Origin of the sequence: Pseudoalteromonas sp. T1lg76 (assembly GCF_002964725.1) — a bacterium.
GTDB lineage: Bacteria > Pseudomonadota > Gammaproteobacteria > Enterobacterales > Alteromonadaceae > Pseudoalteromonas.
Genome location: NZ_PQCE01000022.1, coordinates 68943 through 90682, shown reverse-complemented (window position 1 = coordinate 90682; position 21740 = coordinate 68943). Strand labels below are relative to the sequence as shown.

Genomic DNA, 21740 nt, shown 5'->3' with positions numbered 1-21740 from the left:
TGGAACCACCTGACCCCATGCCGAACTCAGTAGTGAAACGAAACAGCGTCGATGATAGTGTGGCATTTGCCATGTGAAAGTAGAACATCGCCAAGCTCCTAATTATACGAAGAACCCAGCCTAGTGCTGGGTTTTTTCGTTTAAAAGCATTGATGCTCTACTTGAACATGGCAGAAAAAAAGCTGAGCGAAGCGAATTCATCCATGTGATAAAGCTGTAGGGAACAGCTTTACATCGCGCAGGCGACCCGCAGGGCAAGGGCAGGATAGCCCGAAGTAAAGTAGTCGCTACGAATGTAGTCGCTACGAAGGTAGTCGCTACGAAGGTAGTCGCTACGAAGTAGAACATCCTACTTCGTAGCGAGCCAAGCTCCTATTCAAAGAAACCCGCTCAATGAGCGGGTTTTTTGCGTTTGTAGGTCGGCCTTTTAGGCCGACAATGCGGCATGTCATTGTGACATGTATCTGCACCTTGTCGGGGTTAACCCCGACCTACAAGGGACTTATATCAATTCACTTAAATAGCTAATCATTCTAGCGTGCTAAATATCTGATCACATACTTAACAAAATTGGTATAACTCACAAGGGAGAACCTGAGATCTTGGCTATTAAAGGTATAAGCCAACTCTTGTCTGTGAGTAAATAAGATAAGATTTAGAAAAAGAAGGAAGGGTGTTCCCCGGCTTGCGGTTACGAATATCAGCCCTTGAACCCTAAGGTTCAAGGCGGAAGACACCTGTAAGCCGTAGGCTTCTCGGTACATGCCGAGCTTGCGCAATAGCCTACAAAATGTATTCCTAAATAAAAATTATCGGCTCAGGGACGTCATTCGCTGGCCAACAAGCTAGGGAACACCTTTAGTATATAAGACCCAGCAACAGGGATACAGCCTAATAACAAAATTTCCTTCCAAGTGCGGGCAAAGTAAACAAGCTGGGTGTTATTTGATCGCTATCATACTTGGGTGGTCACAATACGGTGGAGTCGCCCTCGCAGCGATGGTAGCATTGGGTATTGAAATCAATATTTTTCGTCATACGCGAGCCAATCATGAGCGAACAACCTAGCTATCAGCAAGCCCAACTACTCTTAGAAAGTAACGACATCTTTGTTATGCCCGCCGAAGTGCAGGGGATTATCACAGGGCTCCTGGCCTGTGGTCTGGATATCGAAGAAAAAGATTACCTGGGTCTTCTTAGCGATGTGCTTAATGACGGCATTAGTTTTGAAAAGACCCTCAAACAATGGTTGAGTGAACTCTACTCCCAAGCGGTAGAAAGCTTTTCAAACGAGCAACTGCAGTTTGAGCTCATGCTTCCGGACGAAGAAGAAAGCCTGATCGATCAGGCCAATGCCCTGGTAGCCTGGGTAAACGGCTTTTTACTCGGCTTTGGCTTAAAACAAAAAGACTATGGCAAGCTGAGCGACGACGTAAAAGAAGTGATCCAGGACTTCACCGAAATCAGCCGCCTTGATACCCACTTTGATGAGACCGAAGAAGACAAGCAGGCACTGCATGAAGTGTTGGAGTATGTGCGCGTATCGGCCATGCTTTGCTTTGCCGAGCTGGGTAAACGAGAGAGCACGGCGCCAACTTCAAAGACGCTACACTAATGAATATCACTAACGCAGAATACCGCGCGCGCCAGCACCAGTTGCTGGCGCAAATGAAAAACAACTCGGTTGCCCTTATTCCCGCTGCCAAGGAAATTACCCGCAGCCGCGATACCGAATTCCCGTTCCGCCAGGACAGCGACTTTTTCTATCTCACCGGCTTTAATGAGCCCGATGCCATGTTGGTACTGGTCAAAGGCGAAGAGCAAAAGTCCATCCTGTACTGTCGCGCCAAAGATAAAACCGCCGAGATCTGGCATGGTCGCCGTATGGGCGCCGATGCTGCTAAAGAACAGCTCCCTATCGATGATGCCTACACCCTTGCCGAGCTGGATCAGGGCCTCATAGATGCGGTGAACCAAAAAGCCACCCTCTACTATGGTCAGGGCGTGTATAAAGACGTCGACGACCAGGTTTTTGCCTTACTCAATACCCTGCGTGGCGCCCCTAAAAAAGGCTATCGTGCGCCTGAGGTGATCCGCGATATTCGCACCCTGGTGCATGAAATGCGCCTATTTAAATCACCCGCCGAGCAAGAGCTTATGCGCCAGGCGGGTCAGATCAGTGCCGATGGTCACAAGCGCGCCATGCGTTTTGCCAAGGCCGGAGCCACCGAGTATCAACTCGAAGCCGAATTACATCATCATTACGCCATGAACGGCGCCCGTTATCCGGCCTACGGCACCATAGTGGGCAGTGGCGATAACGCCACCATCTTGCACTACACCGAAAACGAGTCGACCCTCAAAGACGGCGATCTGGTGTTGATTGACTCGGGCTGTGAGCTGGCCGGCTATGCTGCCGACATTACCCGTACTTTCCCGGTTAACGGCAAATTTTCTGACGCGCAAAAGGCCGTATATAACGTGGTGCTTAAGGCACAGTATGCGGCGTTGGATATGGTCAAGCCAGGTAATACCCTGGCGCAAACCGCCAAGGTGGTAAACCGTATTCTTACCCAGGGCCTGATTGATCTTGGCTTGCTAGAAGGCGAGCTTGACGAGCTATTAGAAAGTCAGGCCTATCGTGCCTTTTATATGCACGGCCTTGGCCACTGGCTTGGCCTTGATGTGCATGACGTGGGTGAGTATAAGCAAGACGAAAAAGACCGTCCTTTCGAGCCAGGCATGGTGCTGACCATAGAGCCGGGCCTCTACATCAGCGAAGATGCGCCGGTGGCAGAGCAATATCGCGGTATTGGCATTCGCATTGAAGACGACGTACTGGTCACCGAAAATGGCCATGAAAATCTCACCGCCTCGGTGCCCAAAGAAGTAGCCGAAATAGAAGCGCTAATGCAGGAGAGCTAACAGGTGCAGCACTTTGACGTGGTGATTGTAGGCGGTGGTTTGGCCGGGGGCACCTTGGCGAATGTCTTAGCGCAGCAGTGTCCTAATTTACGTTTGGCCGTTATCGAGGCCTACCAGCCCAGTAACGATTATCACCCCAGCTTTGATGATAGATCCATTGCCTTGGCCGCCGACTCGGTGCACTACCTCAAGCAATATGGCCTGTTTAACGAGCACAGCGACTATGCCTGTGCCATTAAACAGGTGCAGGTATCGGACCGCGGACATTTTGGCAAAACCCAGATCAGCCATGCGGATTATGGTCTTGATGCCCTGGGTTATGTGGTTGAAGTGCGTCCCTGGGGTCAGGCCTTACATCGTGCTTTGGCAAGCCATCAGCAAGTGACCCAATTTTGCCCTGCGAAAGTCACCGCGGTAAGTATGCATGAGACACATAACCAGATCACTTTGGACGATGACACCGAGCTTAGCGCCAAACTCCTGGTGGTGGCCGATGGTGCCCAGTCACCCACACGCAAGTTATTACATCTGGATTTTGACACCCAGGAATATACCCAACACGCCCTGATTGCCAATGTCGAAGTGCAGGACGACCATCAATGTCAGGCCTTTGAGCGCTTTACCAGCCATGGCCCGCTGGCCTTACTGCCCATGTCGCGTAAGCGCTATTCATTGGTGTGGTGCGACCAAGGCTATAAGCTGGGCGACTTGCAAGACGCCTCCAGCGACGAATTTGTTGCCAGACTACAGCACGAGTTCGGCTATCGCGCCGGGCTCTTTACCCAGGTCGGCGAGCGCAGTGTTTACCCCTTGGTGTGGGGCAGAGCGAATAGTCTTGTCAGCCATCGCGCCGTGGTGATTGGTAATGCCGCCCACGCCATTCATCCCATTGCCGGACAAGGGTTTAACTTGGGCCTGCGCGACATCAAAGAATTGGTGGCCAAAATTGCCTATGCTGGCGATGACTTGGGCACATACGCCTTTACTTCGGCCTACGCTCAGGCGCGCGCCGAAGACATTACCCGGGTGATGACACTGACCGACGGTCTAGTGCGTACTTTTTCCAATGGCTCGCGCACCATAGCCCTTGGGCGCAGTGTGGGTTTGGCGGCAATGCAACTATGCAGTTCGTTGCGCCAGCCATTAGCAAAACAATTAATGGGGTTTAATTAACGCATGTTTCAAGCGAAGGTAGCCGTGGTTGGCGGCGGTTGTGTTGGATTAAGTGCGGCGCTGGCACTGAGCCTGCAAGGCGTCTCCGTGGTGGTCATCGATGCCGGCGATAAATGCGCGCCTTTAAGCGACGAATACGGCCTGCGCGTCAGTGCTATTAACCAGGCCAGCGAAGCCCTGTTTACAGAGCTCGGCGCCTGGCCGCTGATGCAAGAGCAGCGTATCAGTCCTTATACGCAAATGGATGTACGCGATAAAGACAGCTTCGCCCATATTCATTTCAGTGCGGATGATTACGATGTGACCCATTTGGGCCATATTATCGAGAACGATGTTATTCATCGTGCTCTGGTAGCCAGATTAGAGCAGCAAGCTAATGTCACCCTGTTGTTTAATCACGCCTATAAAGACATTCACCAAAGCGACAGCAATGTATTACTCACGCTGGATAATGGCTCGCCGGTGATGTGTGAGCTCTTGATCGCCGCAGACGGCGCCAACTCAGGCGTACGCCAGCGCTTTAATCTGCCCATTACCTTTAAAGATTATGATCACCATGCCCTGGTCGCCACCATTAAAACCGAGCAGGGCAATGAGCAGTGCGCCCGTCAGGTGTTTTTGCCGGACGGTCCGTTAGCGTTTTTACCCCTGGCCGACGAGCATATGCATTCCATCGTTTGGTCGTGCTCACCGCAACAGGCACAAGCCTATCAAAGCATGACTGACGAAGAGTTTAACAAAGCGCTCTACACCGCCTTTGACGGTCAGTGTGGCCTGTGTGAGGTGCAATCTAAACGCCCGGTCTTCCCACTGACCATGCGCTACGCCCGTCAATGGGTGAAGGAGCGTATCGTGTTGATGGGCGATGCGGCCCACACCATACACCCGTTAGCGGGTTTAGGTATGAACTTAGGTCTTAAGGATGCGGCGCGCTTTACCGAGTTGCTGGCCGAGCCACTGTTAGGCGGGGAGGGCGATCTTCAACGTGCACTGCGCACCTATGAGCGCGAGCGTAAGCTCGACGCGCAAAAGCATATCGCCACCATGCAGGGGCTAAAAACCCTGTTTGCCGGTAACAACCCCATCAAGAAGCTGGTACGCGGTTTAGGCTTAAGTGCGGTGAACGATATCAAGCCGCTGAAGCAGGTGTTTGCAGAGCAGGCACTCGGCAAGTAAACATACGCCCTTTAACTCAGGCGCAAGGTAATAAACTCGGCGAGCTTGTCGATGGCATGGGCAGGCTCTTGGACGCGTTTAATCAAACTAATGCCCACTTGCCCAAGCACCGGCAGCATGTCGGTGTGTGTGGTAAAGGGCAGCTCCTCGGGCACGGTTTTACGTGCCAATACAGTGATCCCCAACTCTTCCTTAATGGCCGCCGTGAGTCCGGTCAAATCCGCATTGGTATAGACAATACGCCAGGGAATGCCGGCCTGCTCCAGGGCATCGATGGCGCGGCGGCGATAAATACAGCCCTGTGGCGCCACCACTAAGGTCACCGGCTTGTTCGCCTTGATGGAGGTATTGCCCACCCACACCAGCTGATCTTGTAAAAAGCTTGGGTAGTGGGGGTTATCCAGCTGTTCTACCAATGTCAGTAGCAGGTCAAACTCTTCGCGGTTACTCACGTGCATCAGCTGTTTACTGAGCTCGGATTTCACCTCCAGCGATACATCCGGATAGAGAGAAACAAAATCGCCAATAATGGCGGGCAAAATACTGGCGGCAAATTCGCTGGGAATGCCTAAGCGCACCTTACCGGTGACGGTTTCATTACTAAAGAGCTGCAAGATGGCGTCGTTTTCCTTGAGGATCTGCTTGGCCAGCGGCAGCAGTTGCTCGCCCTGATGATTGAGCACCTGGCGTTGCCCCTGCTTTTTAAACAGCTTACGGCCGAGTAAGTCTTCGAGGCGCTTTATTTGCAGGCTGACCGCAGGTTGCGACAGCCCCAGCAGCTCACCGGCCTTGGCAAAACCACCCACGTCAACAACGGTGACCAGGGTGCGCAGACTGTCCATGGGGATATTTTTCATATTAGTAAAGGAAATTTATTGGCCTATATACATTGCAATTATTTATCAATCGATAAAAAATTACAATTTGTTGTTGCTCTGGCCCAGCCCTATACTGCCAACAGTTTAAAAATCACAAGTTGAGGCAGCCATGACGATCCAATCTCTCTTTTTTGCCCGTCATCACGGCGCGGAAAACGCCCAGACCAATACCTTTGTGTCGGCCAATGAACAGATCATCGATCTCGGCGGCTCGGAAGTGCTCTTGTTATTACAAAGCCTGAAGACCAGCACCTTGAACTGGGCCAATAAAACCGGCATGGCGGTGCGTTATGAGCTGCCAGAGCAGGCGCTCAGCTTTGATGTTTTCTTCTTAAGCGATACCGCGCTGCGCATAGTAACCAACGACGCCGAGCCGCTGCTGGCAGTGCTTGATACGGCCAGCGAGTCGTTTGATGTGGATATTTTGCCCCGTCCCGAGCTAAATTGCCTACACTTTAGCGGTCCCGATGCCGGTGAGTTCCTTAGCCAGCAATTCAGCCTGTATATGGGCATGGCGCTTGGCGATAACAGCCAGCATTATGGCGTGCAGTGCGATGACTGTTTTGTTATCGCCAGTGCCAAGGACGCACAGCAGTACTATCGCGTGTTTGCCTTGTCATCGACGCTAACGGATTTAACCCATAGCCTAACCAGCGCTCGTTTTAACCCCCAAGCACAAGCTGCTTAAATGGGCGCACTGGGTTATGTAAGCATCTTTTGCCAGATGTTAAAAAAGTAATCGTTAATTTGGGTGCCAGCGGCGAACAACTTATGTATAATCGCGGCCCATGTTATTCCCCCTCGATAATCGAGGCCACGCCCACCATACTGGGTTTGTAAAACGTGAAGGAATATTATGTCTTCTAAAACACCTCTACATGCCAAGCACCTGGAAGCCGGTGCAAAAATGGTTGATTTCCACGGCTGGGAAATGCCGATCAATTACGGTTCGCAAATCGAAGAGCACAACGCGGTGCGTACCGACGCTGGCATGTTCGACGTATCACACATGACCATAGTTGACGTTCAAGGCGATGACGCCAAAGCTTTCCTACAAAAATTGGTAGCAAACGACGTTGCTAAGCTAACCGTTGCCGGTAAAGCGCTTTACACAGGCATGCTTAACGAGCAAGGCGGTGTGATCGACGATTTGATCATCTATTTCTTCAGCGACACCGAGTACCGCTTAGTGGTTAACTCGGCGACCCGTGAAAAAGACTTAGCCCACTTGGCTGCCGTTTCTGCCGATTTCAACGTGAGTGTGACCGAGCGTCCTGAGTTCGCCATGATCGCCGTGCAAGGCCCTAACGCCAAAGCAAAAACAGCAAACGTACTAAGTGCAGCACAGCAAGAAGCCGTGGCCGATATGAAGCCATTCTTCGGTGTGCAGGCCGGTGATTTATTTATCGCCACAACAGGCTATACTGGCGAAGACGGTTACGAAATCGTAGTACCAAACGAGCAAGCCGCAGACCTATGGCAGCAGCTGCTAGACGCAGGTGTAGCACCGGCTGGTCTAGGTGCGCGTGACACCTTACGTTTGGAAGCAGGTATGAACCTATACGGTCTGGACATGGACGAAAGCGTATCTCCGCTGGCGGCCAACATGGCCTGGACCATTGCCTGGGAACCTGCAGAGCGTGATTTCATCGGCCGTGCAGTATTAGAGCAACAACGCGCTGACAAGAGCACCGACAAACTTGTTGGTCTTGTGCTTGAAGAAAAAGGCGTATTACGCAGTGGCTTAAAAGTAGTAAGTGAAGCGGGCGAAGGGGTGATCACCTCAGGTACCTTCTCACCAACACTAGGTCACAGTATTGCACTTGCCCGTGTACCGCGTGAAATCGGTGAAACGGCGCAGGTTGAAATGCGTAAAAAATTAGTCAATGTTAAAGTGGTTAAACCTTGCTTTGTGCGTCAAGGTAAAGCCGTAGTATAAGAATATAAATTTACACCAAAGGAACAGACAATGAGCAACATTCCAAGCGAGTTAAAGTACGCTAGTTCACACGAGTGGGTACGCGCTGAAGGCGATGGTACTTACACTGTAGGTATCACAGAGCACGCGCAAGAGCTTCTAGGTGACATGGTATTCGTAGAACTACCAGAAGTTGGTGACGAAGTAGACGCAGGTGAAGACTGTGCCGTTGCTGAGTCTGTAAAAGCGGCTTCAGACATCTACGCGCCAATCGGCGGTGAAATCGTTGCTATTAACGAAGAGCTTGAAGATGCACCTGAAACGGTAAACAGCGACCCTTACGGCGACGGCTGGTTATTCCGTATTAAAGCATCTGATGAGTCTGAGCTTGAAAATCTGCTTGACGCAGAAGGCTACCAGAACAACATCGACGAAGACTAATTAGTCGTTTGGGCGTCGGCCCTGAAAAGCCCCGTTTTGGGGCTTTTTTGATACTAACCCCAGGTACCTGGGTATCGGGTTAGTGTAGATGTGCCGCCATATCGGCACCCTTACAGGTTTGGTGCAATGCCATATTTGTTGGCAATAACCCCCACTAAACCGCATTAAATTTCTTGGATCATAGGAATCTGGACACATGTCAAATGCCAAATCTCTTGAACAGTTAGAGCAGAAGCAAGATTTTATTCGTCGTCACATTGGCCCAAGCGCGGCGCAAATGAGCGACATGCTAAGTGCTCTTGGAGTATCGAGTGTTGAAGCGCTGATGGAACAAACTGTTCCTGCTAGCATTCGTCTTGAGAACGGCCTGCAAATTGGCGAAAGCCGCACTGAGGTTGAAACCCTAAGCTACCTAAAATCAGTAGCCAGCAAAAACAAGGTATTCAAATCATACATAGGTCAGGGTTACCACCCGACGCATGTACCTCACGTGATCCTGCGTAACGTTTTAGAAAACCCAGGTTGGTACACGGCTTACACGCCATATCAACCAGAGATCGCCCAAGGTCGTTTGGAATCACTGCTTAACTTCCAAACCCTATCAATGGACTTGACCGGTCTTGACCTTGCAAGCGCGTCACTACTTGACGAGTCAACTGCTGCGGCTGAAGCCATGGCTCTTGCTAAGCGCGTTTCTAAAGCGAAAAAAGCCAACGCATTCTTTATTGCAGAAGACGTTCACGTACAAACTATCGACGTGGTAAAAACACGTGCCGAGCAGTTTGGTTTTGACATCATCATTGGTCCTGCAAGCGAAGCGGCAAACCATGAGATCTTCGGTGCCTTATTCCAGTATCCAACAACAAGCGGTGAAGTGGTTGATTTAACCGACCTTATCGCTGCTGTACAAAGCAAAAAAGCACTAGCCTGTGTTGCTGCAGACATCATGGCGCTTATGCTACTTAAAGCACCAGGTAAACTAGGTGCAGACGTAGTACTTGGTTCAGCACAGCGTTTTGGTGTGCCTATGGGTTACGGTGGTCCACACGCTGCCTTCTTCACAACCCGTGATGCCTACAAGCGTTCACTACCAGGTCGTATCATCGGTGTTTCAAAAGACCGCCTAGGTAACGACGCACTGCGCATGGCAATGCAAACACGTGAGCAGCACATCCGCCGTGAAAAAGCGAACTCAAACATCTGTACTGCACAGGTGTTACTAGCGAACATGGCTGCCTTCTACGCGGTTTACCACGGCCCACAAGGTCTGAAAACAATCGCTGAGCGTATCCACCGTTTTGCTGATATCCTAGCCGCTGGTCTTAAAGAGAAAGGCGTAGCGCTTAAGCACGACACATGGTTCGACACCATCACTGTTGTTGCTGATAACAAAGACGAAGTCGTTGCACGCGCACTTGCAGCAGAAGTTAACTTCGCGACTAACCACGCAGGTGAGTACTCAATCTCTGTATCTGAGACTACAACTCGTGAAGACGTACTAGAGCTATTCGACATCATCCTAGGTGAAGGTCATGGTCTAGACGTAGCTGCACTTGATGCACAAATCAGCGCCAATGGTTCACAGTCTATCCCAGCTAGCCTGGTACGTGATGACGAAGTGTTAACGCACCCGAACTTCAACTCGTACCACAGCGAAACTGAGATGCTTCGTTATATCAAGCGTCTAGAAAACAAAGACTTATCGCTTAATCACTCAATGATCTCGTTAGGTTCATGTACGATGAAACTAAACGCGACAGCAGAGATGATCCCAATCACATGGCCAGAGTTTGCAAACTTGCACCCATTCTGCCCATTGGATCAAGCGGCAGGTTACCAGATCATGATTGGTGAACTACACGACTGGTTGGTAAACATCACGGGTTACGATGCCGTATCACTACAGCCTAACTCAGGTGCTCAGGGTGAATACGCAGGTCTTATCGCCATTCGTAAATACCACGAGTCACGCGGTGAAGGTCACCGTAACGTATGTTTGATCCCAAGCTCTGCGCACGGTACTAACCCTGCATCGGCACAAATGGCCAGCATGAAGATCGTAGTGGTTGATTGTGACAAGCTAGGTAACGTGGATATGGCTGACCTTAAAGCGAAAGCTGAAGCGGTGTCAGAAAACCTATCGTGCATCATGATCACATACCCGTCTACGCACGGCGTATACGAAGAAACCATCCGTGAAATCTGTGACATAGTGCATCAGCACGGCGGCCAGGTTTACATGGACGGCGCCAACATGAACGCGCAAGTAGGTGTAACCAGCCCAGGCTTTATCGGTTCAGACGTATCGCACCTTAACCTGCACAAAACATTCTGTATCCCACACGGTGGCGGTGGCCCAGGTGTTGGCCCAATCGGTGTTAAATCACACCTAGCGCCATTTATGCCTAACCACAGCGTGATCAACGTACCTGGTACTAATGTAGACAACGGCGCGGTATCTGCAGCCCCTTACGGCTCAGCGCTTATTCTTCCTATCTCATGGGCTTATATCACCATGATGGGTAGCGAAGGCCTACGTGAAGCAACCGAAACAGCGATTGTGAATGCCAACTACCTGGCCGAGAAGCTAAGCGAGCATTATCCAATCCTATACCGTGGCCGTAACAACCGCGTTGCCCACGAGTGTATCGTTGACCTGCGTCCAATCAAAGAAGCCACTGGCGTATCTGAAATGGACGTAGCTAAGCGTTTGATGGACTACGGTTTCCACTCACCAACAATGTCATTCCCGGTAGCCGGCACCTTGATGATCGAGCCAACCGAGTCTGAGTCTAAGGTTGAGATCGACCGCTTTATCGAAGCCATGGTGTCAATCAAGAGCGAAATCGACAAGATTGCTAACGGCGAGTGGTCAATTGAAGACAACCCGCTAGTATACGCGCCGCACACGCAAGCAGACGTACTAAGCAACGACTGGAACCGCGCATACGACCGTTTCTATGCTGCATTCCCAGTTGAAAGCGTAGCGAAGAACAAGTTCTGGCCAACAGTGACACGTATCGATGACGTGTTCGGTGACCGTAACCTGATTTGTTCTTGTCCTGCGGTAGAGTTGTATCGCGAGGACTAATTGGCTGAATACGACAATTGAAGTTGGAAACTAGGTAATTGTAGTTGGAAACTGCAATTATAGTTGGAAACTCTGATCTCAGTTGATTTATGCTAAATAGCGAGTACTGCGAAAGTAGTCCTCGCTTTTTTGTTTTTACTCTACATTAAACAAAAAACAACTTGTTATCATGTAAACCGTAACTGTATGATTTAGCAAGAGACTCCACAAAACTCAGCTCCTGTTTGATAGGGCTTACACATACATAAAGGGATATTATTATTTTATGGATGAAAACCTTTTAGCTTTTCCAATTAATTACAGGGCAACATTAAAGCACCTTCGCCAAGACCTTAAAGACGATTGGTTTTTTGATACCGTTAGATATGAAGATTTACTTTCGAATACACGGAATTTACATGAGATCTTGTCTAAAAACCTGGAAGAAAATCATGGTGAATACAAGTCTGGCCATCGCACCATGTACGATGTGCCAAAAAGATCTTTAGGCCTTCGTTATTCACTTGAAACTGACTTCTACGATAGATTTCTTTACCAAGCTATTTGCACTTATCTGATCCCATATTTTGATCCAATTTTATCGCATAGAGTGTTTAGTCATCGTTACAATAAGCATGGGAAAGAAAAGTATCTTTTTAAACACAGAATTGAGCTTTGGAATACGTTTGAAAATATTAGTTATATCGCTCTTGAAGACGATAAAACGCTACTCATAACTGATCTGTTAAATTACTTTGAACAAATATCAATTGAAGCTATTGAGCATGCGTTTATTGAAATGATGTCAGCAATTGATGCCTCTGGAGCAGAGAAAAACAATATTAGAAGTGCCATCAATACCTTGAAAGTGTTGTTGCAAAAATGGTGTTACAACGAAAGGCATGGTTTACCACAAAACCGCGATGCTTCATCTTTTATAGCAAATGTTGTTTTAGATGCCGTCGATAAAAGGATGGTAGATAAAGGATATGACTACTTTAGGTATGTCGACGATATTAGGATTATTTGTAGTGATGAATTTGAAGCCAAAAGAGCTCTTAATGATCTTATTTTTGAACTGAGAAAATTGGGCCTAAACATCAATTCCAAGAAAACGGAAATACTAAACAATAGCAGTAAAAACATAGACGAGTTTTTTCCGAGTTCTGATGAAACGATGATCCTTATCGATACAATGTGGCGCTCCAAGAGTAAGAAAGTAATTACTCGTTCCATTCCTATTCTGTTTGAATTTCTGCAAAAACAAATACGGAGTGGTGAAACACAAAGTAGGCCTTTTAGATATTGCATAAATCGATTTAAGACATTAATTAGTTCAAATATATTTGATTCAAAATCCATTCTAGCGGGTGAAATAGCTGATGCTTTAATAGCAGAATTACCGCACCAAGCTGTATCTTCAGATCAGTTCAGCAAATTATTAATGGATTTAGATTTATCTGCTGTGCAGTGTGAAAATATCGTAGATTTTATTAAAAATAAGGATGTAGCTATACATGGGTGGCAGAACTATCACTTGATTATGCTTTTAGCTTACAAAAAATTTAAGTCATTAGCATTGGTTGAGCACTGTAAAAAGCTAGTAAGTCTTGACGTTAAAAGCCCAGAATCTCCAGCATGTTTTATTTACCTTGCTTCAGTTGGTCTTGAGCAAGAAGTCGAAAGCTTTATCCCACTATTTAATGAGTCATGGCCTTATCAACACCAAAGATGTTTCCTTATAGCATTGCAAGAGTCTGATCCTAAGAAGCTTAGACCTATGTTTGGGAAAGTTGGTTATCGTACAAAAGGAACTGTTAAAAGAATGAAGCAAAATAGGCACTTCTCAGGGGAAACTATTTATCTTAAAGACTTTAATACTACAGTGATTACTGAGGTCTATAACGAGTTGTCGTCTTATGAGTAAAGGGAAAACGTACTTTTTACTTTATCAAAAGGATTTTTCTGAAAAAGGCGGAGATCGTTATTTTCTTTACGATGGATTTGATTTCGCTGAGGTATCCTCGGAAAAAGTCATTTCTTTAGAGGGGTTTATAGTTACGCATGATTATTGGTTGCTCGCTAGTTCAATTTACAAAGACCATCAGTCGCTTCCGAATAAAGTAATTGACGCAGTCTTGCTGTCAAAAATCGTTGCAGGACACAAATCGGCTCAAGGAGATGTGCAGGCTTGGGATATTTCTCAAACAATAAAACCGTTATTTAATGATGCTTCTGACTTTGATAAATATTTAGAAATTTTCTACAGGCGTAGAGAATTAGAATTAGACGTGTATATGCTGTTCGCTCACAAATTGGCAGAGTTTTTTGATTTAGTTTCAGAGCAAGCTTCAAAGGCTGGAGAAAGCACGCGTTTTTATCAGCTGGAGTTGCCGATTTATAATAAGTTAACGTTAGCAGCATGCAAAGGACTTAGGATTAATAACGATCGTTTAAGAGAGCATAAATGTGCTTTAAAGCATGATTTTTATAGGAGTCTAAAGCTATTTGCGGAGAAGCATAATGTAATGTATGCGATTCCAAATGATGGTGAAATTAAAGAACAACTAGAAAGATTAGGGTTTAACACTCAAGATTATAGTACTGAATATCTACTAGACTTTTTGCCAATTGACTCAGGATATGGCCAAGACTTGCGCTCGCTTCAAAAATTAAACAAGAGTTATAGGATTTTTAACTCAATTTCGTCAGGAAGCAACCGCTTAAAGCCAATAGTTGAAACCTATTGGACTTCAACCTCAAGAATATATCATCGTTCTCCAAATCTTCAGAATATTTCTAAGAAATACAGAGATATATTTATCGCCGATGAAGGGCTTCAGCTTTGTTATATTGACTATGATCAGTTTGAAGTAGGTATTATGGCAGCTTTGTCTTCTGACCCGAAAATGAAGGAAATATATGAAAACAAAGATGCTTATGTAGATTGTGCTAAAGCTATTTTTGGTGATGAGAGCAAGAGGAAAAAAGCGAAAGTTTTATTTTTATCGTATACATATGGGATGTCTTTGAAAAATATTCTCAATTCAGTTGAAGTTAATGGCGGAGATAAAAAAGTTGCTCAAAGATACTTTGCAGAATTCTCTGTTTATGAGAAGTGGAAAGAGAGTATATATCGGGAATATTTTGAGAATGGTCGTGTTTCTTCAATCTCAGGTAATTTCTTAAATAGGGGGGCTGAAGGAGAATTAACGGAAAAAGAAAAAAGATCTGCCGCAAATCATGTAATCCAAGCTACAGCAACTTTCATCTTTAAAAAAGCTTTGTTGAAGCTCTCAAACCTAAAAGGTGCTCAAATACTTATTCCGATGCATGACGCTGTACTTTTTCAACATGACAATACAGTTAACCCTGAATCTGTAATTGATATTTTTGAGCGGACTATGACTGAAGCTTTGGAGGACAAAGTCAACGGGAAAGCTTCTAAAGAAGAGTTTTACTTGGAGTAACTTTGTCCACTTCCCCTAAACAGAGACAGACATAATTAGAGTTTTCTGCAATGATTAACGCAGGAGACGACTATGAAAAAATCACGTCATACAGAATCTCAGATCATCGCTGTTTTAAAAGAAGTTGATGCGGGTAGGAAGGTTGAGGAAGTATGCCGCCATAACGGCATTAGCAGTGCAACTTATTACAACTGGAAGTCCAAATACAGTGGGATGGAAGCTTCTGACGTCAAACGGTTGAAAGAGCTGGAAGAAGAAAACGCCAAGCTTAAAAAGATGTTTGCGGATGTCAGCCTAGAAAATCATGCGCTTAAGGAGCTTTTCGCAAAAAAGGGTTGGTGACAGCTTTTTGCAATGCCTTTATCAGTTGAGGTAGTCTAACAATAAGCACTTATACAAGGAATTAATCGGAAAGAATGGACGCAATTTTCAATTTTGACTTTGTTTCAATAACTAAGATATTAGCCAGTATCTTTGCTATCGTGCTCGCGGTAAGCCGCATATACATAGAACTTAGCTCACAGAATTACAAAAAAGTAGAACTCTACCAACGATTACAGCAGCTGTGTGGTCGAGATGCGAATAATAATTTGTCAGAAATATTAGTCATTTTGCGTTTATTCACGAGTGCTCACCTTACTAACAAAGAAATTGAATGGTTTATTTGGACACCAGGTGCATTTCGCTACCTTCCTGAATACGGCAGAAAATATGAGTTTATTGATATTGATTATGAGAAAAATACGTTTAAATGGCGGGGGAAGTTTGGTAGCTCGTTAGAACGTTATGCTTTTTTAGCATTATTATTTATCGCGTATTTCATCTTCGGAGTGGGCGGGGTCATTTTTGTGCAGTTTGCATCAATGGATATTGTAGATAATGTCTACATCGAGTTTTTTCTGACTGTCGCATTAGGTTTTGGTGGGGCTGTATGTTTTATTATGGCGTATATCTCACTCAGAAAATTTCTTATTCTCTTGCCATGGGAATACTTGATCGATACTAACCTACGTGGCGATAGAGCCGACGAACCTGTTGCAGAGGTCGTTATTCACACGAAAGAAAACAAACGGCGATATATTCATTTATAAATGGAGTGATAAACGATGGACAAGAAGCTGATAGCCTCAGTTTTACTCAACCTCATATTGGTTGCAGTGTTGCTCAAGGGAACGTTCGAACCTAAAGACCAGAAAGTGTTTATTGCGACAAAAGATCAAGTCGCTTGTTTGGAGAACTGGAAAAAGAAGACATACGCCAAACAACAAATCTGGGGGCCAGAATATTTTGATGAACACTATGTGGTGTTCGATGACTCGGTTGAAGGAACGCGCTCTTTTGAATCTGAAATTTCTGGGTGTTTTTATGATGCGACCACAGGCACAGACCAACTCCAGGAACTGGAGCCACTCGTCAAATGGCTAGAGAGCGAAGGCTATAAAAACATTAGCTTTTACAAACCTCCTCAAGACTCTCGAATCACAGTGTATGGTAAATAAACAACTAGAGATAAATTAAAGGGAATTTACATGAGAGGAAAAAATAAAACAGACACCCACTCTAGAAGGAAATAAAGGGGGCGGGTCTTGCATTGTGCAGTCCAGCAAATTCACCTGACCTCTTTTATCTTCTATCTCAATTCTCTGGCCCTTTGAGGGTGAAGGTTAAGTGCTTACGCATATCTTTTAGGATCACGCCTTTTTTCAGCATGGCAGCGCTTAATCGTTTTTGCCATTTGAGTAGGTGAGGTTCGGCGGCCTTTAGTGCCTGGTCATTTTCGAATTGAAAACACAGGAGCAGGGAGCCGGGGAACAAGTGGTACTCCACATCAAACCAGCATTGCAACATGCCGGGTAATTCTGCGCGTGCTTGTTGTTCGAGTGCATCGGCAACGTTGAGCACCAGTGCTTGTTGTTTTAGCTGGACTTTGGAGAGCTTTTTCATGGAAGTTCGAGATAAGGAGTTAAGGTATAAAGCGTAATTATAACCGGGCCCAGAGCGCTATGGAATGTGGAATGCATTATGGAAACTAACAAGACACCCACCTTAAGAGATATCTCGCATGAGTGATGGCGCCAAGTCTTTCTTTTTGCATCTGAGCCAGCCCAATCCCACAGCCACTAAGAATCTAGTCCCAAGAGTCCGCTATATCAGCTCATTTGCCCGTAGTTTTCAAACTTAGATCTCGTTATTTAGCCAACAGGGCTACCCCTGTTCAGTTACCGTGTTATATTCATTTTAAGTGTCATCATTATATCCGCCTGAGGCTGGTATCAATACCTAGCCAGCTTAGCAAATGGATGTAGCGGCGAATTTAAGAAGAGGCGTATGCAAGAATCAGATTTATTTTCACAACTGGGCCAACGCAAGCAGCAGCAAAGTGAGTTGGTCGACACGGTCAACAAACATTATGGCGATTATGTGTTTAACTCGGACGGCGCGGTGACCACCAGTGAGAGTGTGTATTTCCCTATTAAAGAAGGCGTGCTCGCCGGCTACTGGCTCGACACGGATGCCGCAGACTATCAATCTCTGGAAGGTAAAACCCTTTCATCTATCGAAAACCTGTACTTCTTTGTCTTTACCCCGCAACAGATGCAAGAGCTGATCCTTGACGCCGATGAAGAGGAAGAGTAAGCAAACCCAGATTTCCTAGGCATAGAAGTTTGGTTAGGTCTTGCGCTTAGCCGAACCCACAATCACTCTAATCTCCACTTCGTCACACAGGTGTATTAGTTGATTTTCTGTTTAAATTCGCGCTGGAGAAATCCTCCCCTTTGTTGTCGGCCTTATCGGCAATGTGCTCCTACATTGCTCTACTACCGCCATCCATGGCGGCAAAGACCGACCTATAAACTGTTATCCATGACGGCAAAGTCTAACTTACAGTGCTTTGTTGTCGGCCTAAAAGACCGACCTACAAACCTCAATTCCACGTTGTCACACAGATGTGTGAGTTCAATACGTAGGACACTTGCTAGTTAACCTCTTCATTATGTTCACTAAAATACCGGCCGCGCTTAAGTTGCCACTGGCCGTCCTGGCTCTGGCACATGGCATAGCGAAAATAGGGCTGGATGCCGGGCCAGTGATAGCGCAGGTCGCTGAACCACACGCAGCCTTGCTTTGCCGATGTCTCTTTTGCTAACACCACCGGGTACTCGGCAAAGTCTCTAAAGGCCTTGAAGTTCGGGTGTTGCCACGCCTGGTGAATAACTGGGTCGGAGTGCGCCGGCAGTGTGTAGCTGCGCCATTGTAAAGTGCCCGCCTCGGTATAGGCCTCGGCAAAGCCCTTTACCCCAGCGGCGTGTGACAGGCTATCCGCCAGCGGGTCTGTTGTGAACTTAAGATAGGCCTGATAAATGTGTTCCTCGTCTTCGCTCAGCACCTGCCAATAAAGGGGTGAAAAAGGCTGTGGCAGCAAGCGACTACCTGCGGCGGGAGCAGGTGTCTGCTGCTGTATTTGCGCCATTAAAGTGAGTTTTATGCCGAGCACAGCCGCAAGATAGAGCCAGGGCGGGCTCAAGGCCGCCAGGCGAAAGCGCTTTTTACGCCACATTTTTTTTCGGCAAATATAAAAAAGCAACCCGGCCAGTATCACGCTCAGGGTGAAGTAGGGATCGATGATAAACAAGAGGTCCCAGCTGATCTTGTCGTCGGACAAAGGCGCAAACCAGCGGGTGCCGAACACGGTTAAGGTATCTGCAACTAGGTGCGAGAGAATAGCCAGCCAACAGATGGTAAAGACCAGTGCGGCGTTTGCCAGACGCAGCAATTTACACAAGAGGTAACTTATCAGCGCCGCCCATACGGGGGAGAGCAGCAGGGAATGGGTTTCAGCCCTATGCCAATAGGCCAGAAAGTCTAACGGGTTGAGCCAAAAGAGCAGGTAGTCAATGTCCGGAAAAAGGGCCACCGCAGCGCCGATCGCGGCCCTGAGTTTCCAGTCAGTCTTTGTGCAGGTGTCTGCGCCGGCATCTTCCGATAACGGCTTAGCTGCGGGCAACTGGGCGACAAGAGCGCCAATTAATACATGGGTGAGGGGATCCAAGGCTAGGTTGCTCGGCCCGGGCGGGAGAAAAAGCGATGGCCGGTATGGAGTCCCTTTATCAAGCCTGCCAACAGGGATCTGGTTTTAGCATTATCGGCACTGTTATCGCTTAAAAAGAAATAAAAGCTGCTCAGGTAGGCGCTGGTGAGCGCAATCTCATCGGCCACCTTGGCCAACCCTTGTTGTCGGCGCGCCGCCGCTTCTCTGAACCACTGCACGGTGCGGCTGACGCGGGTCACACCATGAGCCTGCAGGTGAAAGTGCCCGGGCTCAAGTTTATAGCGCATGATATCGCGCACCACGGCTTTGTAAGGAGCCAGATAATGAAACCAGCTCATGATGCAATTGAGGGTGCGCTCTTGCTCTGAGCCCCGTCTACCGGCCTCGGTATCGGCGTATTCGAGCATGGCTTGGTCGGCGCGGTCGAATAAGGCTTCGGCGAGATCGTCCTTGGAACGAAAGTGCCTGTGTATATCGCCTAAGCCACAGTTGAGGGAGGCGGCTAACTCATGCAGCGAGAAGCTATCCCAGCTCGATTGCAATGCTAATACAATGGCACGATCAAGGATGGTCTGGGGCGAAAGCGTATAGGCAGCCATTGAAAGAACGCCTTGGGTAAAAGCCGGTTGATGTTGTTTTTAGTATAGGTAGCAGCGGGCGCAGCAGCAACTGGGTCCCTGGCGTGCCTTATCCTGCAGCGCTCTCAGTTACAGGGAGAAGCAGACAAATTGAACAGGTTTTTAGGCGCCGTGGCCAGGCTTTTCTTTTGCTGTAGTAGAGCAGAACCTGTGTATTCAAAAGAGGGCGAAGGTGACTGGTTCGGCAGGGGGGCTCGCCCGGTTGTGCCAAGCGAGGGGCTGGGTTCTTCTTATCTGAAACAGCAAAGTAGATTGCTGCGACAATATTGCGCTATGTGTATCTAAAACCTATGCTTTTTATATCTGCCTGGCTCGAAATTTGATAAGCAAATGGAAAATCTGACGATTGCAATGGCCGGTTTAACCGCCATTATTCTTTTTATTTTTGGGCTTCAGAATTTTTCTCGGGAAATTGAAAGCATCTCTGGCGAGCGCTTTCGCAAGTCGCTTAGCCGAGCGACGCGCATACCCATACTCGGCGTCTTTATTGGCGCCATTGTTACCGCTTTAATTCAGTCCAGCTCTGCCACCTCGGTGATCACCATTAGTTTAGTTAACGCCGGGGTGTTAACCTTTAAGAACAGTGTGGGCATTATTTTCGGCTCCAACGTGGGCACCACAATAACGGCGCAGTTGGTGGCCTTTAAGCTTACCGTATTTGCACCCGTGTTTATCATGATCGGATTCTTTTTATCCCTTACCCGCAATCGTTTTTCTATCTTTGGCAAGACCATTTTCTATTTTGGTTTTGTGTTTTTCAGCCTCAATCTGATCTCTTCTTCTTTGGCGCCATTGCAAAATAATCCGGCATTAATCGAAATTTTAACGCATCCGCAAAACCCACTGATTGCTATTTTGGTCGGCTGTATTTTTACGGCCTTGGTGCAATCCAGCTCGGTTACAACGGGTCTGGCTATTATCTTCACGCAACAGGGGGTTTTGGGCCTTGAGAATGCGGTGCCCATCATCATGGGGGCCAATATAGGCACCACGGCAACGGCCATGATCGCTGTTTTTGGGATGGATATCGCCGCTAAAAAAGCAGCCTTGAGTCACTTCTTGTTTAATGTGGGTGGGGTGTTGTTGTTTTTGCCCGCCATTTTATTGTTTGGCCACAGGTTAAGTGACGTGACCATGGACCCAGCCATTGCCTTGGCTAACATTCACTTCATATTCAACGTGGTTGCCAGCCTCATATTTATTATTTTTCTGACGCCTTTTACACGCTTTGTCGACTTTTTGCTGGGTGAAGGGAAAATGGATTTTGAGCGCCTTGAGCTGCCAACCTATCAAGAAGATGAAGAGTTTCAGCTCATCGTGGACAGGCTTGAAGCGGGTAACCAACAGCTGCTCAACTTTTTAAAGGAGAACTACAACCTCGTCACCCTAAGCTTAGAAACAAACTACATGAGTATTCAGGACACGGCGCAAAAACGCATTGAATACGTCAACTTTATTGAAAAAGAGTACATGACTTACTTCACCTCGTTGTTAAGCAAGATGAAGGATGAAGAGCAGTCGAGAGAGCTGATAATACAAATTAATCGCTATGATTATCTGTTCCAGATCCATGACTCAATTACCGATCTGTTTGAGAGTAAGCGCATCATGAGCAAACAATTTATCGAGTTAAAAAGTGATATTTTGATTCTGGTGAGAGAGCTATCGAGCGATACCTTAAATCTTTTTACCCAAACCAGTGAGCATTTAGAAGAGCCAAAAAATGATGAAATTGAGAAGTCGGCCAAGTTGTTGCAACTGCATTTAAATCAGGCCCACCGCAAGCTGTTATTGTTACTTGCCGATACCAATAGAAAAGATGCAGGGGCACTCACCAACTTTGTTACTTACTCGCAACGCCTCAAAGATAAATTAATAAATTTCCATAAGGTGTCTTCAAACATAACCGCCGAATTATGACGCGCTGGCAAGGGAAGATAACGGGAGTTCTTGGTCGCATCGCCACTGCCACTATAGTCTTTGCCCCGATACTCCTTTTA

Annotated in this window: 18 protein-coding genes, 1 rRNA gene, 1 other RNA gene and 1 pseudogene; 16 read left to right on the top strand and 5 right to left on the bottom strand. The window is 47.1% G+C overall.

Annotated features, from left to right (window positions below; all coding sequences use genetic code 11):
- A 5S ribosomal RNA gene (gene rrf, locus C2M35_RS15945) occupies window positions 1–96 on the top strand; the annotation flags it as partial.
- A 577-nt stretch (window positions 97–673) separates the two neighbouring features.
- Here rrf and ssrS read toward each other — a convergent pair.
- A non-coding RNA gene (ssrS, locus tag C2M35_RS08995) (6S RNA) lies at window positions 674–855 on the bottom strand.
- Window positions 856–1051: 196 nt separating this feature from the next.
- On the opposite strand from ssrS, the gene C2M35_RS08990 reads away from it, so the two are divergent.
- From C2M35_RS08990 to C2M35_RS08975, 4 genes are read left to right on the top strand one after another with little or no spacing between them, the layout of a single operon-like run.
- Window positions 1052–1615 carry a UPF0149 family protein gene (locus C2M35_RS08990; protein ID WP_105265147.1) on the top strand — a complete coding sequence of 188 codons (564 nt, stop codon included), beginning with the start codon at window positions 1052–1054 and terminating at the stop codon, window positions 1613–1615.
- A complete protein-coding gene (gene pepP, locus C2M35_RS08985; protein WP_105200872.1) occupies window positions 1615–2925 on the top strand; it encodes a Xaa-Pro aminopeptidase in 1311 nt (436 codons plus the stop codon). Before C2M35_RS08990 ends, pepP begins: the two co-directional genes overlap by 1 nt.
- Before the next feature lie 3 nt (window positions 2926–2928).
- Entirely contained in the window at window positions 2929–4098 is a 1170-nt protein-coding gene (ubiH, locus tag C2M35_RS08980; RefSeq protein ID WP_105265146.1) for a 2-octaprenyl-6-methoxyphenyl hydroxylase, read from the top strand.
- A gap of 3 nt (window positions 4099–4101) precedes the next feature.
- The gene (locus C2M35_RS08975) at window positions 4102–5274 is read left to right on the top strand and encodes an FAD-dependent oxidoreductase (protein ID WP_105265145.1); all 1173 of its coding nucleotides are present in this window, start codon (window positions 4102–4104) and stop codon (window positions 5272–5274) included.
- Between the two features lie 11 nt (window positions 5275–5285).
- On the opposite strand, the gene C2M35_RS08970 is transcribed toward C2M35_RS08975, so the two are convergent.
- Window positions 5286–6131 (bottom strand): LysR substrate-binding domain-containing protein, encoded by an 846-nt coding sequence (locus C2M35_RS08970; RefSeq protein ID WP_105265144.1) that lies wholly within the window; start codon window positions 6129–6131, stop codon window positions 5286–5288.
- Between the two features lie 130 nt (window positions 6132–6261).
- Between C2M35_RS08970 and C2M35_RS08965 the strand changes: the two genes are divergently transcribed.
- The 9 genes and pseudogenes from C2M35_RS08965 to C2M35_RS08925 all read left to right on the top strand — a co-directional run bounded on the left by C2M35_RS08965 (window position 6262) and on the right by C2M35_RS08925 (window position 16550).
- A complete protein-coding gene (locus tag C2M35_RS08965) occupies window positions 6262–6840 on the top strand; it encodes a hypothetical protein (protein WP_105200876.1) in 579 nt (192 codons plus the stop codon).
- 168 nt (window positions 6841–7008) lie between these two features.
- A complete protein-coding gene (gcvT, locus tag C2M35_RS08960) occupies window positions 7009–8091 on the top strand; it encodes a glycine cleavage system aminomethyltransferase GcvT (protein ID WP_105200877.1) in 1083 nt (360 codons plus the stop codon).
- 30 nt (window positions 8092–8121) lie between these two features.
- The gene (gene gcvH, locus C2M35_RS08955) at window positions 8122–8511 is read left to right on the top strand and encodes a glycine cleavage system protein GcvH (protein ID WP_105200878.1); all 390 of its coding nucleotides are present in this window, start codon (window positions 8122–8124) and stop codon (window positions 8509–8511) included.
- Window positions 8512–8707: 196 nt separating this feature from the next.
- A complete protein-coding gene (gene gcvP / locus C2M35_RS08950; protein ID WP_105265143.1) occupies window positions 8708–11602 on the top strand; it encodes an aminomethyl-transferring glycine dehydrogenase in 2895 nt (964 codons plus the stop codon).
- A gap of 265 nt (window positions 11603–11867) precedes the next feature.
- On the top strand, window positions 11868–13508 hold the full coding sequence (locus tag C2M35_RS08945) for an RNA-directed DNA polymerase (protein WP_105265142.1): 1641 nt from the start codon (window positions 11868–11870) through the stop codon (window positions 13506–13508).
- Window positions 13501–15051 carry a DNA polymerase gene (locus tag C2M35_RS08940; RefSeq protein WP_105265141.1) on the top strand — a complete coding sequence of 517 codons (1551 nt, stop codon included), beginning with the start codon at window positions 13501–13503 and terminating at the stop codon, window positions 15049–15051. The genes C2M35_RS08945 and C2M35_RS08940 overlap by 8 nt, the downstream gene beginning before the upstream one ends.
- A gap of 72 nt (window positions 15052–15123) precedes the next feature.
- Window positions 15124–15384 (top strand): annotated as a pseudogene (locus C2M35_RS08935) (transposase); the annotation flags it as partial.
- A gap of 83 nt (window positions 15385–15467) precedes the next feature.
- Window positions 15468–16142: a hypothetical protein gene (locus tag C2M35_RS08930; protein ID WP_105265140.1), complete on the top strand. Its 675-nt coding sequence runs from the start codon at window positions 15468–15470 to the stop codon at window positions 16140–16142.
- A gap of 15 nt (window positions 16143–16157) precedes the next feature.
- The gene (locus tag C2M35_RS08925) at window positions 16158–16550 is read left to right on the top strand and encodes a hypothetical protein (protein ID WP_105265139.1); all 393 of its coding nucleotides are present in this window, start codon (window positions 16158–16160) and stop codon (window positions 16548–16550) included.
- A gap of 136 nt (window positions 16551–16686) precedes the next feature.
- Here the strand turns inward: C2M35_RS08925 and C2M35_RS08920 are convergent, their stop codons facing one another.
- Window positions 16687–16995 (bottom strand): hypothetical protein, encoded by a 309-nt coding sequence (locus tag C2M35_RS08920; protein WP_105265138.1) that lies wholly within the window; start codon window positions 16993–16995, stop codon window positions 16687–16689.
- 384 nt (window positions 16996–17379) lie between these two features.
- On the opposite strand from C2M35_RS08920, the gene C2M35_RS08915 reads away from it, so the two are divergent.
- The gene (locus tag C2M35_RS08915) at window positions 17380–17688 is read left to right on the top strand and encodes a hypothetical protein (RefSeq protein WP_105265137.1); all 309 of its coding nucleotides are present in this window, start codon (window positions 17380–17382) and stop codon (window positions 17686–17688) included.
- A gap of 340 nt (window positions 17689–18028) precedes the next feature.
- Here C2M35_RS08915 and C2M35_RS08910 read toward each other — a convergent pair whose 3' ends face one another.
- Together C2M35_RS08910 and C2M35_RS08905 are read right to left on the bottom strand one after the other, a co-directional pair.
- Window positions 18029–19102 carry a metal-dependent hydrolase gene (locus C2M35_RS08910; protein ID WP_158677950.1) on the bottom strand — a complete coding sequence of 358 codons (1074 nt, stop codon included), beginning with the start codon at window positions 19100–19102 and terminating at the stop codon, window positions 18029–18031.
- A gap of 2 nt (window positions 19103–19104) precedes the next feature.
- A complete protein-coding gene (locus C2M35_RS08905) occupies window positions 19105–19701 on the bottom strand; it encodes a TetR/AcrR family transcriptional regulator (RefSeq protein WP_105265135.1) in 597 nt (198 codons plus the stop codon).
- A gap of 369 nt (window positions 19702–20070) precedes the next feature.
- Here C2M35_RS08905 and C2M35_RS08900 point away from each other — a divergent pair, with 369 nt between their 5' ends.
- Window positions 20071–21660, top strand: a complete 1590-nt coding sequence (locus C2M35_RS08900; RefSeq protein ID WP_105190211.1) for a Na/Pi cotransporter family protein — start codon at window positions 20071–20073, stop codon at window positions 21658–21660.
- Window positions 21661–21740 lie beyond the last annotated feature (80 nt).

Coding starts and splice junctions, on each gene's coding strand:
- C2M35_RS08925 (WP_105265139.1), top strand. CDS start 16,158: ATGGACAAGAAGCTGATAGCCTCAGTTTTACTCAACCTCATATTGGTT.
- C2M35_RS08975 (WP_105265145.1), top strand. CDS start 4,102: ATGTTTCAAGCGAAGGTAGCCGTGGTTGGCGGCGGTTGTGTTGGATTA.
- C2M35_RS08900 (WP_105190211.1), top strand. CDS start 20,071: ATGGAAAATCTGACGATTGCAATGGCCGGTTTAACCGCCATTATTCTT.
- C2M35_RS08915 (WP_105265137.1), top strand. CDS start 17,380: ATGCAAGAATCAGATTTATTTTCACAACTGGGCCAACGCAAGCAGCAG.
- C2M35_RS08940 (WP_105265141.1), top strand. CDS start 13,501: ATGAGTAAAGGGAAAACGTACTTTTTACTTTATCAAAAGGATTTTTCT.
- C2M35_RS08930 (WP_105265140.1), top strand. CDS start 15,468: ATGGACGCAATTTTCAATTTTGACTTTGTTTCAATAACTAAGATATTA.
- C2M35_RS08970 (WP_105265144.1), bottom strand. CDS start 6,131: ATGAAAAATATCCCCATGGACAGTCTGCGCACCCTGGTCACCGTTGTT.
- pepP (WP_105200872.1), top strand. CDS start 1,615: ATGAATATCACTAACGCAGAATACCGCGCGCGCCAGCACCAGTTGCTG.
- gcvH (WP_105200878.1), top strand. CDS start 8,122: ATGAGCAACATTCCAAGCGAGTTAAAGTACGCTAGTTCACACGAGTGG.
- C2M35_RS08920 (WP_105265138.1), bottom strand. CDS start 16,995: ATGAAAAAGCTCTCCAAAGTCCAGCTAAAACAACAAGCACTGGTGCTC.
- C2M35_RS08965 (WP_105200876.1), top strand. CDS start 6,262: ATGACGATCCAATCTCTCTTTTTTGCCCGTCATCACGGCGCGGAAAAC.
- C2M35_RS08990 (WP_105265147.1), top strand. CDS start 1,052: ATGAGCGAACAACCTAGCTATCAGCAAGCCCAACTACTCTTAGAAAGT.
- gcvT (WP_105200877.1), top strand. CDS start 7,009: ATGTCTTCTAAAACACCTCTACATGCCAAGCACCTGGAAGCCGGTGCA.
- C2M35_RS08945 (WP_105265142.1), top strand. CDS start 11,868: ATGGATGAAAACCTTTTAGCTTTTCCAATTAATTACAGGGCAACATTA.
- C2M35_RS08905 (WP_105265135.1), bottom strand. CDS start 19,701: ATGGCTGCCTATACGCTTTCGCCCCAGACCATCCTTGATCGTGCCATT.
- gcvP (WP_105265143.1), top strand. CDS start 8,708: ATGTCAAATGCCAAATCTCTTGAACAGTTAGAGCAGAAGCAAGATTTT.